At 52.6% G+C, this 13704-nt stretch carries 12 protein-coding genes; 5 read left to right on the top strand and 7 right to left on the bottom strand.

Annotated elements, in window-relative coordinates; genetic code table 11:
• Nucleotides 1-200: 200 nt before the first annotated feature.
• Nucleotides 201-1136 carry a flagellin N-terminal helical domain-containing protein gene (locus PAGR_RS22270; protein ID WP_013027894.1) on the bottom strand — a complete coding sequence of 312 codons (936 nt, stop codon included), beginning with the start codon at nucleotides 1134-1136 and terminating at the stop codon, nucleotides 201-203.
• Between the two features lie 616 nt (nucleotides 1137-1752).
• Here PAGR_RS22270 and PAGR_RS22265 point away from each other — a divergent pair.
• Complete coding sequence (locus PAGR_RS22265; RefSeq protein WP_014604643.1) at nucleotides 1753-3297, top strand: methyl-accepting chemotaxis protein; 1545 nt, start codon at nucleotides 1753-1755, stop codon at nucleotides 3295-3297.
• The gene (locus PAGR_RS22260) at nucleotides 3290-3619 is read left to right on the top strand and encodes a hypothetical protein (protein WP_013027892.1); all 330 of its coding nucleotides are present in this window, start codon (nucleotides 3290-3292) and stop codon (nucleotides 3617-3619) included. Before PAGR_RS22265 ends, PAGR_RS22260 begins: the two co-directional genes overlap by 8 nt.
• Nucleotides 3620-4156: 537 nt before the next feature.
• Here PAGR_RS22260 and PAGR_RS22255 read toward each other — a convergent pair.
• Entirely contained in the window at nucleotides 4157-4903 is a 747-nt protein-coding gene (locus PAGR_RS22255) for an amino acid ABC transporter ATP-binding protein (RefSeq protein ID WP_014333167.1), read from the bottom strand.
• A 1-nt stretch (nucleotide 4904) separates the two neighbouring features.
• Nucleotides 4905-5555, bottom strand: a complete 651-nt coding sequence (locus tag PAGR_RS22250; protein WP_013027890.1) for an amino acid ABC transporter permease — start codon at nucleotides 5553-5555, stop codon at nucleotides 4905-4907.
• A 270-nt stretch (nucleotides 5556-5825) separates the two neighbouring features.
• Between PAGR_RS22250 and PAGR_RS22245 the strand changes: the two genes are divergently transcribed.
• The 3 genes from PAGR_RS22245 to PAGR_RS22235 are packed head-to-tail and all read left to right on the top strand — an operon-like array spanning nucleotide 5826 to nucleotide 8572.
• Complete coding sequence (locus PAGR_RS22245; RefSeq protein WP_014333166.1) at nucleotides 5826-6578, top strand: ABC transporter substrate-binding protein; 753 nt, start codon at nucleotides 5826-5828, stop codon at nucleotides 6576-6578.
• A gap of 45 nt (nucleotides 6579-6623) precedes the next feature.
• Nucleotides 6624-7229 carry a cupin domain-containing protein gene (locus PAGR_RS22240; protein ID WP_014604642.1) on the top strand — a complete coding sequence of 202 codons (606 nt, stop codon included), beginning with the start codon at nucleotides 6624-6626 and terminating at the stop codon, nucleotides 7227-7229.
• A 14-nt stretch (nucleotides 7230-7243) separates the two neighbouring features.
• Nucleotides 7244-8572 (top strand): NAD(P)/FAD-dependent oxidoreductase, encoded by a 1329-nt coding sequence (locus PAGR_RS22235; protein ID WP_014604641.1) that lies wholly within the window; start codon nucleotides 7244-7246, stop codon nucleotides 8570-8572.
• 399 nt (nucleotides 8573-8971) lie between these two features.
• Here the strand turns inward: PAGR_RS22235 and PAGR_RS22230 are convergent, their stop codons facing one another.
• The 4 genes from PAGR_RS22230 to PAGR_RS22215 form a co-directional block, all read right to left on the bottom strand.
• Nucleotides 8972-9862 (bottom strand): sugar phosphate isomerase/epimerase family protein, encoded by an 891-nt coding sequence (locus PAGR_RS22230; RefSeq protein ID WP_014333163.1) that lies wholly within the window; start codon nucleotides 9860-9862, stop codon nucleotides 8972-8974.
• 129 nt (nucleotides 9863-9991) lie between these two features.
• Nucleotides 9992-11161 carry a Gfo/Idh/MocA family protein gene (locus PAGR_RS22225; protein ID WP_014604640.1) on the bottom strand — a complete coding sequence of 390 codons (1170 nt, stop codon included), beginning with the start codon at nucleotides 11159-11161 and terminating at the stop codon, nucleotides 9992-9994.
• Nucleotides 11162-11172: 11 nt separating this feature from the next.
• A complete protein-coding gene (locus PAGR_RS22220) occupies nucleotides 11173-12078 on the bottom strand; it encodes a TIM barrel protein (RefSeq protein WP_014604639.1) in 906 nt (301 codons plus the stop codon).
• A gap of 215 nt (nucleotides 12079-12293) precedes the next feature.
• Entirely contained in the window at nucleotides 12294-13316 is a 1023-nt protein-coding gene (locus PAGR_RS22215) for a LacI family DNA-binding transcriptional regulator (RefSeq protein ID WP_014604638.1), read from the bottom strand.
• Between the last annotated feature and the right edge of the window lie 388 nt (nucleotides 13317-13704).

Here is a 13704-nt window from a genome sequence, read left to right as displayed (position 1 = left end):
CAAGATGGTGTTCTTAAATCAGTCCATAGCCCTGCTTAAGCATCTTGATGGCGTGTTCAGAGTGCTACTCCGCCCCACATCCCATGTTCAACCTGACATTTCCACCGCGACGAGAATCAGGGTTTTGCCCGCTTCTGGTTACAGAGCGGGACGAAATCGTGAGGAACTGCATCAGACAGCATCCAGTTCCTCAGCGTTTATTAGCGGAGCAGTGACAGCATGGTCTGTGGCACCTGGTTGGCCTGGGCCAGTACAGAAGAGCCCGCCTGCTGCAGGATCTGCGCGCGGGACATGTTCGACACTTCCGTCGCGTAATCCGCATCCTGAATACGGCTGCGGGCCGCGGTCAGGTTTGTCACGGTATTGTTCAGGTTGCTGATGGTGGACTCGAAACGGTTTTGCGAGGCACCCAGCAGGCTGCGCTGGTTATCGACCGCTTTGATGGCTTTATCAATGTCGGCCAGTGGCGTGGTACCTGACGCTGTGCCGCCTGAACCGCCGGTGACAGCCCCTTTCAGCACGTCGAAGCCGATGGCTGACGTGGTGCGGGCATTGCCGTTGACCGTCTGGCCTGTCGTAGAACTGGTATTCTGAGTGGTGCCTGTAGAAGCGTTGCCCGCTGCAGCCAGGTCAAAACCGTCGCTTGAGCTCAGCGCAATACCAATAGTTTCGCCGTCTTTTGCGCCCACCTGGAAATTGTAGGTGGTGCTGCCGGAGCCGGTGTTCAGCACTTTGATACCGTTGAAATCAGTCTGTTTCGTAACGCGGTCGATTTCCTGCATGCGCTGGTTAACTTCAGCCTGAATCGAGTCGACATCCGAGGCTGAGTTAGAGCTGTTCTGCGCCTGAACGGTCAGGTCACGAACTCGCTGCAGATTATTGTTAATTTCAGTCAGCGCGCCCTCGGCGGTCTGCGACAGCGAAATACCGTCGTTGGCATTGCGGGCGGCAACGGTCATCCCGTTGATGTTGGAGGTGAAACGGTTAGCGATGGCCTCACCGGCTGCATCATCTTTTGCACTGTTGATGCGCAGACCGGAAGACAGGCGCTCAATCGCCGTGCCTAGTGAAGACTGTGACTTTGTCAGGTTATTCTGCGTAACCAGTGACAGCGTATTTGTGTTGATAACGGCCATGTTGACTCCCTGTAGTCAAAGCGTGCAAATCACGCCCTAACGTTATCGTCACGATAGTTGCTTTCTTTAATTGTGACGCAGGTCGATCATTTATCACTGGAATCAATTTGACATACTGACGATGTGTCATGTTGACCATGCAACAGGCCTCTTTTTACTGACCACCTGTCAATCAGCCCAGATGGCCTGCGCCTCCTAAAAAGGGGCATTCATTTCACGTCAAGCCGGGATTGTCTGGTCACGGACTCAGGTAAGTAGAGTAATGGCACGGATTATCGCGGCTTTTCGATCGGGGAGAGATGTTTGTTGGAAAAGGATGTTTAGTCTCTCAATCAACTTATTGTGCGTGACGGATTTCTCATCATAAGGGTTTTCTGAAGGCAACCCCATCAGTGGGGCTGGACGTGACTGAGATGACAGATTCCGACGTCAGGCAAAGCCGTTGCGCAGGCAATTGAAGTACGCAGAAACAATTTTTTTCAGATTATTCTCAGTAATACTGGGGCGAAATAAGCACTAAATGCAAAAACCCATCTAGGATTAATCCGGTCGGACTGCTCTTGACGTCCGGCAAAGATTAACCAACACCAGAACGCCCTATATAACGAGAAAAGACATGAAAATATCGACTCGCCTTGCTGCAGGTTTCGGCCTGCTTATCTTCCTGTTCATCATCTGCACCGGTACTGCGCTGAATGCGCTCTATAAAGCCCGGGAAGGAATGGACAGGATCGTAAACATCAAAATGAAAAAGTACCAAATTGCGCAGGACATGCTCGGTGAACTGAGAGAGATGTCCATAGACGTCAGAACGCTTGGGCTGCTGAGCGATCCTGTGGCAATGAAACCCGTAGCAGAGCGCATGCAGAAAACTCAGGCGCAATATAGCGCTAACCGCCAGGCTCTTGGTGACTTGCTGAAGATCGATTCTCTTCCGGCAGGACGGAACGCTTTCAAGAGACTGACCGATACAGAGGCCTCTTTTTTTGCCATTTTTGCAAAGGCCAGTCAGCTTGGCCTGGCCAATCGCGATAAAGACTTCTTTGAGTGTCTGACAAAAGAGGTCCAGCCCGTGCAGGATAAAATGCTCAGCGATTTGCAGGTTGTGACAGGGATACAGCAGAAGACAAGCTTTGCTGAGGTGAAGGAGAACAGCACTTCAACTTCACGCTCATCTCTCATCCTGATCCTTCTGGCCGGTGCATCCATTTTCATCAGTGTCGGGGCCTGTGTATTGGTTGTCCGTGTACTAATGCGCCAGCTGGGCGGTGAGCCTGCCCAGGCGCAGGCACTGGCCGCCACCATTGCGGCCGGCGACCTCACATCGCCGGTCGTGCTTCGCCGCAACGACACGACCAGCCTGCTGGCGTCGCTTGACAGCATGCAGGCCAACCTGCGCGGCCTGGTGTCGCAGATTAAAGAGACCTCTGCCTCTGTGGCCCTCGCCTCGGACGAAATCGCGCAGGGTAATACTGAACTGTCATCCCGCACCGAACAGCAGGCGGCTGCGCTGCAGGAAACGGCCGCCAGCATGGAGCAGCTGACCGCCACGGTGAAGAGCAACGCGGCCAGTGCGCAGCAGACAGCAGAGTCCGCCCGTGGGACCGCGCAGCTGGCTCACGCAGGCGGGTCGGACGTACAGCGCATGTCAGTGACCATGCAGGACATCTCAGCGAGTGCCGCAAAAGTCCGCGACATCACGTCAGTGATTGAGGGCATCGCGTTCCAGACCAACATTCTGGCACTGAACGCCGCGGTGGAAGCGGCCCGCGCAGGTGAAGAGGGACGCGGATTTGCCGTGGTAGCCGGAGAGGTGCGTACGCTGGCACAGCGCAGCGCGACGGCCGCAAAGGACATCAAGACGCTGATTGAGCAGGCCGTCGATCAGATTGAAAGCGGCGTCGGCGTAGCTTCATCGACCGGACAGAGTATCCAGAAGGTGGTCGGCCTGGTCGGTGAGCTCGCTGAGGCGATGGATAACATCTCCCTGGCGTCCGCAGAGCAGATGCAGGGCATTTCGCAGGTGAGTGTTGCCGTGAGTCAGATGGACGGCGTGACGCAGAACAACGCGGCGCTGGTCGAGGAGTCATCCTCGGCTTCGCAGTCACTGTCTGAGCAGGCGCATGCGCTGAGAGGTATGGTGGAAACGTTCCGTGTCTGATGAAAACCAGCCCACTTACGAGGAAAGACTGATTAAGGCCGTCAGGCTAATGAAAGCGGATGTTGACGCGATTTACACGCAACTGAGGGATGGAACCTATGCTGACCCGGACACCTTTATCAATAACTGGACACATCTGATGGACCGGGTAAAAAATATGAAGCCGGTCCTCAGCAAGCCCGGCGTCATGGAGACGCTGATGCGTATGGATGTCCAGCTCACGGCAGAGTTGCTGGCCATAACTTACTCTGTGCAGATAATAGAGAATTTTATAAGATGCCTGGAGCACCAGGCCAGAGAGAATGGCAGCAAGCCCCGATAAACTCTCCCTGCAGCTGAAATACGTCTTTCGCAGAATATTGGTTAACGTTACTCCGTTGTGATGTGTCTGTTGTCAGAAATATTTTCGTCGCCTCCGTGCTGGCCCGTCGCGTTCATGCTGACGGGCCTTTTTTTGTCCGACGACTGATGCCGGGTAAATGCATCATCCGGAAGCTGCACGGTTATCCTTCTCCGGACACGCTTTCCCCGTACCTGACGGGCCTCACGCACACGCGGCCATCCTTTCGGTCTGGTAGCGTGTCTTCAAAGAGAATGTCAGGAAAGTTTCTGTTTGAGCCTGTCGTTGACCGAATATAACCGGATTCAGACAGGGAACTGACAATGCTAAAGGCGCTTGTGACAGGAAAATTAAGTCTGCGAAAACATTCTGGGGATGGGGATTCGGCGGAACCGCGCTGATTGTGGCCATCAGCAAGGCGGGTGTATCTGCACGGTAACGTCATCAATCCGCTGTTTGCGCGTCATGCCCTTTCTTGAGGCGCTAAAAAGTCTCAGGAGTGACAGAATTGCTCCCGTCTCATCCTGTTCCGGACGCAGATGTTCCCAGAACCCGCCGTAGGAAATCTTGCGTGCGCGCCTCCTGAGGGCGCAACAGCACCTGTTCAGCGTGGCCCTGCTCCACAATTTGTCCGCTGTGCAGGAAACAGACGCGATCGGCGACCTCTCTTGCAAACTGCATCTCATGCGTGACCACGATCATGGTCATTCCCTGCTGTGCCAGGTTGCGCATGACCTGCAGAACCTCGCCGACTAACTCCGGATCCAGTGCTGATGTCGGTTCGTCGAAAAGAATGGCTTTCGGCTGCAATGCCAGCGTTCGGGCGATGGCCACGCGCTGCTGCTGACCACCGGAAAGCTGCGACGGCCAGGCGGAGACTTTGTCGGCCAGTCCTACTCTTTCCAGCAACTCTTTGGCTATCTTTTCGGCTTTACTGCGCGATTCACCGTTAACGTAAATCGGACCTTCCATCACGTTTTCCAGCACGCTACGGTGCGGAAAGAGGTTAAATCGTTGGAAAACCATTCCTATCTGGCGCCGAAGCGAATTGATATTTTTACTTTTACTGTCAACATGCTGGTCGAGCACGCGAATGGTGCCGCTTTCATAGGTTTCAAGCCCGTTAATACAGCGCAGCACAGTCGATTTTCCGGAACCGGAGGGCCCCACCAGGCATACCACTTCGCCCTCATCGACGCGGAAACTTACCCCTTTCAGCACTTCGACAGCACCGAACCGCTTATGGACATCACGAATTTCAATCATCTCAGGCTCCTTTTTTCTGACGATTTTCAAGGTGCTTAGTGAAAGCCAGCAGTGGCATGCACAACGTCAGATAAAGTAACGCCACCAGCGTATATACGGTGGTGTTATCAAAGGTTGAGGCGGCCAGAAGCTGTCCCTGCCGGGTCATTTCGGTAACCGCAATCGTTGATGCCAGCGCAGAATCTTTCAGCATCATCACCAGCGTATTGCTATACGGCGGCAGCGCGACATGAAAAGCCTGAGGCAGGATGACGCGCCGCATCGCTTTAAAGAAGCTCATGCCCATCGAGCGCGCCGCTTCAAGCTGACCACGATCGACCGATTCAATACCCGAGCGAAAAATCTCTGCGAGGAAGGTAGAAAAGCAGAAAGCGATACCGACCACGCTGGCCTGAAACGATGTCAGGGTAATGCCGATATCGGGGAAAACGAAATAGATATAAAACAGCACCACAATCATCGGTAAGGCACGCGTGATATTGATGATGACGCTCACGGGCCAGGAGATGATTTTAAAAGGACACATTTTTGCGGCAGCAAACACCAGACCTAACGGCGTGCTGATGAGCAAGGACAAGATCGTGATATAAATTGTCATTTCCGCCCCTTGCAAAAGAAAGGGAAGGTAAACGTGAATACTGCTCCAGTCCATTATGCGCTCCCGCCGGTGTTGAGTGTGAGGCTAAAATTCATTTTAATGAATATGGCTACCCGTAAATATTGTCAAACTTTTCATCGGATGACGTCATAGCATTAACTTATTCATGTAACAAAATGGATTGAAGGCTCACTTTGCCCCGAAATCAAAGGGTTTTATGTTAATTTGTGAGGCGCAGCATTTTTAAAAAGAAAAGATTGACAGGAGGGGATTTAATTTCATTATAGTGAAGTTAATTGTTCGCATGTTAATCAGGAGTGAGTGATGTCTATTCGGTCGCACGTTACTATGGCTTTATTGTCTGTTGCCCTCGGTGTCACTTACAGTGCGCACGCTGCCACACTAACGGCAGGCTCGCCGCCCTCCAGTGCGCCAACGACATTTCTGGATACGAAAACCGGTAAGATTGAAGGCTTCATGCCGGATGTGGCTGCCGAAGTGGCTAAACGTCAGCACCTGGATGTTAACTTTACGGCTGTGCCCTTCTCTACGCTGATTCAGTCTGTGATTGCTGGCAAAATTGACATGATCGTGGCCGGGATGACACCAACACCCGAGCGTGAAAAACGTATCTCGTTCTCACAGCCGGTCACCGCATTCGGACCCGGATTGGTTGTGCGTGATGACAACAAAAAAGTCTATCGCTCTCAGCAGGATCTGAAAGGTGACATCGTTGGCACCATGACAGGCACCGATTACACGCAGGCTCTGATCAAGAGCGGTATCCCGAAAGAGGTGAAAGTGTACGACAGTCCGGCAGACATGATGCGTGATCTGTCGCTGGGTCGTATCGCGGCGGGCATGAACGATTACCCGATCATGAAATATCAGGAAAAATCAGGCGCGTACAAAGGCATGCATGTGGTGGATGGTTATAAGCCCGAGCATATCGCGCCCATGGCCTTTGGTGTGAAAAAAGGCAACGATAAGCTGCTTGCCGATATCAATACCGCCCTGACGGCGATGAAAGCGGATGGCACTTTGCAAAAAATCAAAGCTAAGTGGGGAATGCCCTAATCGCGCTTTCATGCACGGAGGCACGAAACCTTAAGGAACATGGTGATGAAAACAGCGTTAATGCACTCTGAGGATCTGAGTGCCGTCGAGATCAATATTGGCGTACGGTTAAAATTAATACGCAAGTCTCGCAATATGACTATCAAAGAACTGGCGCAACAGGCCAATGTGTCGGCAGGGGCAATTAGCCAGATTGAACGTAATCTGGCTAACCCGACGGTACGGGTACTGGAGCAGCTTCGGGTGGTCTTGAATGTCCCCTTGACCGCTTTTCTTGAACAGCATGAGGTGATGCGGCCAGGTGCTGAACACTATGTTCGTCGCTGGCGTGAGCGACCGCATTTTCAGGTTGGCAAGCAGGGCATTAGCAAAGAGATGTTATCGCCGTCCGGCGAACACGATATCCAGTTCATGTATATCAGCATCCCTCCCCGCACGCGTTCTGAAGAGATGCTGACGGGGATAGGTGAAAAAGCAGGTGTGGTCATGGAGGGCCGGCTTGCGCTTGAGGTGAATGGTGAAACGACCTTCATCGAAGCGGGCGACAGCTTTCAGTTTAAAAGCCATCTGCCGCATAACATTTTTAACGACAGCGATACCGAAGCCCGTGTGTTGTGGATTATGCATATTCCGCCCCGACATCATATTTGAAACAAGGTTAACTCATGCGAATTAAGGTCGATAGCGTTAATGACAGCACCCTCTTCCCCACCTCCGTCGATGTTGTTGTAATAGGGGGCGGCGTTGTGGGGACGTCAACGGCATATGAACTGGCTAAACAAGGCGTATCTGTTGCGCTGTTTGAAAAAGGCGTGATTGCCGGTGAGCAGTCAGGTAGAAACTGGGGCTGGGTGCGCCAACAGAACCGTGATTTGCATGAGTTGCCGATGGCGATACGAAGCCTGCAGCGCTGGGATGAACTCAGTACTGAAATCGGAATGGATCTGGGCTTCAGGCGCAACGGCATCCTGTATGGCACGCTAAATGACGCTGACCTGGCGCGTTGGGAAAAATGGGGCCAGCAGGCAAAGCAGATTGGCTTTACCAGCCAGTTGTTGTCCGCGCGTGAGGCTCAGGAACGTATTGGTGACAAAACAGCCTGGCGTGGCGGCGTGTGGTCGCCGACGGATGGACGCGCAGAACCGTCACAGGCGGTACCGGCCATCGCAAAAGGTGCGCAAAATTTGGGTGCCAGCATTTTCCAGCGTTGCGCGGTACGGGCACTGGATATCAGCGCCGGACGCGTTTCTGGCGTCTGGACAGAGCGCGGGTTAGTCAAAGCCAGCCGGGTGATCTGTTGCGGCGGTGCATGGAGCTCGCGTTTTTGCAGACAATATGGGATTGAACTCCCCGCCGCCAATATTTTGGGCACGGTGTTTAAAACAACCGCCGCCCCGGAAATTGTAAAAGGTTGTCTGAGCACGCCGCAACTCTGTGTTCGTCGCCGTCTGGATGGCAGTTATACCGTTGCCGTTCCGGGCCTGGGCCAGATCGATTTGGCGCCGCAGAACATCCGATATGCCGCAAAGTTTTATCCTATGTTCCGCAGTAAAGTGGCAAAGAAACTGAAAATCCGGCTGAATGGCTCATTCTTTTCAGGCCCTGAAGCCTCGGGGAGTTGGTCTCATGACACGCCTTCCCCTTTTGAAAAAATCCGGGTTCTCGATCCCACGCCGGATAAACGCATCGTTAATGATGGTCTGGCAGAATTAATCCGCTTGTTCCCCGCGCTGGAGGGAACAAAAGTCGATTATGCCTGGGCGGGCTGGATTGATACCACACCGGATTTGGTGCCGGTTATTGATGAAGTGAGCCAGATCCCGGGCATGTTTATTGCCTCTGGCTTTAGTGGTCATGGTTTTGCCATCGGGCCAGGTGCGGGACTGCTGTGTGCGCAGATGATGACGAACAAGCCCGTTTATACCGACCTTGCCCCCTACCGGCTCTCACGCTTTGATAAAGGTAACGTTATTCGCCAGCCACAAATGATGTAGCGGTGCAGACCACAGAGACAGGCTATGCGAAAGCGCATGGCCTGCATTGGCCTCTCTCGTCAACATAGCGACGATCTGTTAGTGATCTACCGGGCGGTTGCCCCCTTCTGAGCCAGCTTAATTTGCACAGTGTAAAAATCAGCCCTCATTCCCTGATTCTGATTAAGCCTTCTGTGGTAAGGCGTGAGAGAAAAGGTCATCGGTCATTATCGGAGAGAAAGGCGTAAAATCGCTGAACGCAGCGGCAAGCAGGCGAGTACGACAAAGGGGCACCCGACCTTTGTGCGGCTTCAACGGTGCTGATTATGGCCTGCTCTACAGGAAGGCGCTGGCATGCAAATACTGGGAAGGCATATTTTAAAGCCCGGCAGCAATTTTACATGTCACCGGGCACATCACTCATGGATGAGGCGTAAGCAATTCTCGCTCTATCCGCTCGCGGGTTTCCACGGCCTGATACTTCATTTTTTCCGGATAACCAAAAAGCGATGCGGCCACAATAGGCTCTCCCCCTACTTTGAACGTCTGCTCTGCAAACTTCATTTCACGCAACGTTCGGAACAGCGTGTCAAAATCTACTTCGCCTTCGCCGATGCCAACGTGCTGATGAATAGTGGCATCCACGCCTGGTGGGTTAACGATGTAACGGCAATGCTTCGTGTGGTTCATGGTATCGGCAATAAGAACATGGGACAGATCGTGTCCGGCATGACGGAGCATCTTCTCTACGTCGCCTTTTCCTTTATCATAGAAAAAGGTATGAGGAACGCTGTAGACATATTTAACGTTATCACTCCTGAACGACTTGACCATATTGACAGTCTCATCGCTCTCTTCACAGAAGTCCCACGGGTGCGCCTGAATTTCAACACGGATACCCTCACGTTCGAACAGCGGAAGCAGCGTTTCCATTGAGCGGTAAAACATTTCATCGCAGATTTCGGGTTGATTAGGATCGCCCGCCAGTTCGGTATTGATGACCTGTACGCCCATTTCGACGGCGATCTCCACCATACGTTTCCAGTTTTTAACGGCCGCCTGTCGGCGCAGTTCATCGGGACCAGACCAGCGATAAACACAGATAAACGATGAAATTTCCACTCCTGTTTCGCGCAGCGCCTTTTTATACTCAGCCATGATCTCGCGGCTGGCACGAGGATGCTTATAGAAAGGGTTAATTTCCGGATGTGGAGACTGCTCAATGTAGTTGTATCCCCATTCCGACACCTGTTGGACCATTTTGGTGATGCCCAGATCTTTGATTACATCTACATCGAAAGCGATTTTCATTGATGCCACCTTTGCGTTGTCTCTTGCTGCCTGAGTCGGGTTCAGGCAGCGAAAATCATTAAACGGATCGAATGTCAGGCGTTCTCAACCCTGTGTGACAGGCTGAGTCCGGTTCTCACGACCAGGACCTCAGCATTCCACCCACACCGAGCCGGAGTCGGCTGAACGGACACAGTTTTCCACCCATCTGACGCCAGCCAGGCCGGCATGGACATCGGGATACCAAAAGTTTTTCAGGAATGCGTCGTCGCCCCGATCGGTTGCATCCATTGCCAGCGCGAAACGTCGGTAGAGATTCGACCAGGCTTCGAAAAGTCCTTCCGGATGACCGCCGCCTATCCGGTCATCTTCACGAGCAGCCGGGTGCAGATAGTCCATGCCTCTTTCCAGAATGCGCACCGGCTCACCCTGAATTTCGAAACGCAGCTGGTTTGGCTGCTCATCCCACCACTCAATACTGGCTCTGGAGCCAACGATGCGGACTTTCTGCCCATGCATTGATCCGCAGTTGACGGCAGAGGCCCACAGATTTCCCACTGCGCCGTTCTCGTATTCCATCAGAACAAATGCGTTGTCTTCGAGAGGCGCCCGACTTTTCACAAAGCTCTGGCGTGAGCAAAGCAGCCGTCTGATTTTCAGTTCAGGTGCCATGGTTTCAGCGATACACAGCGGATGGGTCGCCAAATCACCCAGAACATAACTGGGTCCGACAAAGCGCGGGTCGACGCGCCAGCTGGTGCTGGCGTTATTCTGTTCAACGGCTTCGTGATGAAAACCGTGTGCAAACTGCATGTTGACGATGCGGATGTCACCCAGTAATCCCTGCGCGATCATCTCTCTGGCCTGAAGGATGAGCTGATGACCGGTGTAACCGTAGGTCACGCCGACGATCTTCTTTTTCTCCCGGCTCAGCTTCGCCAGATGTTCAGCTTCTTCCACCGTAAAGCACAGCGGTTTCTCACATATCACATGGAGACCGGCTTCAAGCGCTGCGCAGCAGACCGCAAAGTGCGTGTTGTTGGGTGTGGCGATCGAGACAGCCTGGATGCCATCATCGCGTTTTGCTTCTGATGCAAACAGGGTTTCATAGTCGGCATAGCACCGGTCCGGGGAAAGGCCCAGAGCTTCACCAAAGGCGCGGCCAAGTGCAGCATCAATATCGAACGCCCCGGCAACTAAGGTAAATGTGTTATCGCGGAGTGCTGATGAACGGTGAATGTAGCCAATCTGACTGGTACCGCCGCCGCCCACCATGCCCCACCGCAGTGAATTTTTAAGCGGTTTAATGCCGTTAATCATGACCTTTCTCCTTAAAAACCGACTGAGTGCAGATAGTGCAGACTTGCTGTGACGTCACGCAGGCTGGTGTCCGCATCACGCGGATCCCTTTCCTGTTCAATAGTGATCCAGCCCTGATAATGGCGCTGGCGCAGAAATGCGTGGACATCGGGATAGTTGATAGCGCCGCTGCCAAGTGGGCACATGACGCCCTGGGCACAGGCGGTGAAAAAATCCAGCCCTTGTTTGATGGCCTGACGCCAGACAACCTCGTTGACGTCTTTGAAATGAAGGTAATCAATCCGGTCCCAGTAACGTTCCAGCGCAGCAACAGGATCCATGCCGGCGTAATACAAATGGCCGGTATCCAGACAAAGGCCGGCAACGCTATGAGGAATATCGCGAACCAGCCTTTCAAGTTCATCGGCAAACTCAATGCAGCCGCCTGCATGGGGATGAATGACCGGTCTGACACCGTACTCTTTCCAGGCGATCTCACTCAGAACGGTGATATGTCTCATCATGGTCTGCCAGTCGCTGTCGTTCAGTCGTGGCGCTTTTTCAGACTGGCCCGCTGTGGCTGCCCGTTCAGGATCGCCGAAATCGATGATGACGAGATAAGGTGTAGGTTTGCCCTGTTCGGAAAGGAAGCTCAGGTTGTGACAGATTTTATGGGTCAGCGCGATCATGGCCGGAAAGTTCTCTTCACTCACCAAATCGTCGAAAAGGGTGCCAGCAACGATCGACAGCTGGAATTCGGCAAGCGCAGCTTTTAGCGCATCCGGCTGGACGGGCAAATATCCCCACGGCCCCAGTTCCAGGCTTTTATAACCTGCAAGCGCGGCTTCTTTAAGCACGCTCTGCCAGGGGGGAAGAAAAGGATTCTTCGGGTCATCCACTCCCCAGCTGCAGGGCGCAGTCGCGATGGAAATCGTCATGATGTTTTTTCTCCGGATGCGGCAACACTGATGAACACTGAGCGCCCCGACGGCAATCGTCTGGCTCAATGCGCGCAGTATTGCGCCGGTTTTTTAACACCGGCAACCCTTCGAAGTGAGTTATTTGATAGCGATCATGATTTTTTTATATCATTTATTTGATTGTTTTACATCAAATGCAGGCTGCGTAAGCCTTCGGCAGAAGCCGGAGTGATTCAGATATTTTCCCGAGTGATGAGATCGAAAGGCAGGGTAACGTAAACCGGATTGCGATCGTTCTCTTGATATCTGCTGATAAAAACAGAGACGATCTTTTCAGCCACGGCATCAATGCGGTGACGTATCATGATGTCGATCTGTCCCTCAATCAGCGCCATTTCATCGCCGATAAACGGACCATGACAGAGAATTTTTATATCATCCCGCGGGCTTTCAGAAACGGCTTTAATCACCCCTTCCACACCACCACATGGCGCATAAATCATTGTAATGAATGGGTTGTCTTTCAGCAGCTGCGTCGCGGCCAGATAGCCCCCATTGATACATTCAAGCGTCTGGAGAGGCTCCAGAACCACGGCATCTTTTCTGTTTTCACGCAGGTATGAACGAAAGCTTATTTCACAGCTTTCCTGGCAGTTGAAACGGTGGTCACCCAGTAGCACGCCAATCACACTTTCTTTTTCTGTCATGCGTTCAGCAAACCATCCCGCCGTACGTCCTGCTTTGAGGTTATCCAGCCCGATATAGCCCGCCTGACCACAGGGAGAAAGATCAGAAAACAACGTGAAAATTTGCACCCCTGAGGCGGAAAGCTGCTTAATTGTATGTCGTATAAGCGGATGATCCAGAGTAACAAGCCCGATGATATCAACGCGTTCTGCCAGCGCTTCCAGAGACGATACGACGTTCTCCACAGCGTGAATATCGGCCCACATAAACGCCGGTTTCGTCGCCAGTTTTCCCTCTGCGCATCGACTGATTTCTTCTGAAAGTACCTGATAAAAAGAATAATTATTGGGCAGCAGAATGAACCCGATGCGCACGGGGATGTTGGCCGCTGTCGCGTCCGGCGTCATGACCTTAATGAGGTCTTCACGGTAGCCTAAGGCTTCAGCGGCGCGCAGGACCCGTTGCCGGGTTTCCTGTTTAACAGAAGCTCTGTTGTTAAGCACGCGATCCACGGTAGCGACGCCCACGCCGGCTGCTCGTGCCACCGCTGACATAGAGATTTTTTTCATTACTCAGCCTGGTGATGATAGATTTCTATCAATCTAAACACATAAACAGGATAGCGGCAAAAGGCTTCCGCGCTTTTTGCGGGATGATAACCGTATTGGTGAGATCGGTGCCTCCGGAATGCGTACAGCAGATAGCGCTGTTTGGATTTGCATTAAGTCACTTGCGGCAGACTTTTAAAAAATTAATTGTGCGTGAAACGACTGACTCTACAGCGAAAAGCGAACGCTGCTAAGTCCCGTGTGCATTATGATTGGGCTGGTCCAGACAGGTGGCGTAATATGGCCTCTAACTAAATTTTTACAAATTTTTGTCTCTGTTTCTGGCTAACGGCGCCGATAATCGTTTTTAACGCCAGATCATCTCCGAACAGGTCGATGAACTCATCAA

This window comes from Pantoea ananatis PA13, assembly GCF_000233595.1.
Classification (GTDB): domain Bacteria; phylum Pseudomonadota; class Gammaproteobacteria; order Enterobacterales; family Enterobacteriaceae; genus Pantoea; species Pantoea ananatis.
The sequence above is the reverse complement of the archived record's forward strand: the minus strand, read 5'-3'. Positions and strand labels throughout refer to the sequence as shown.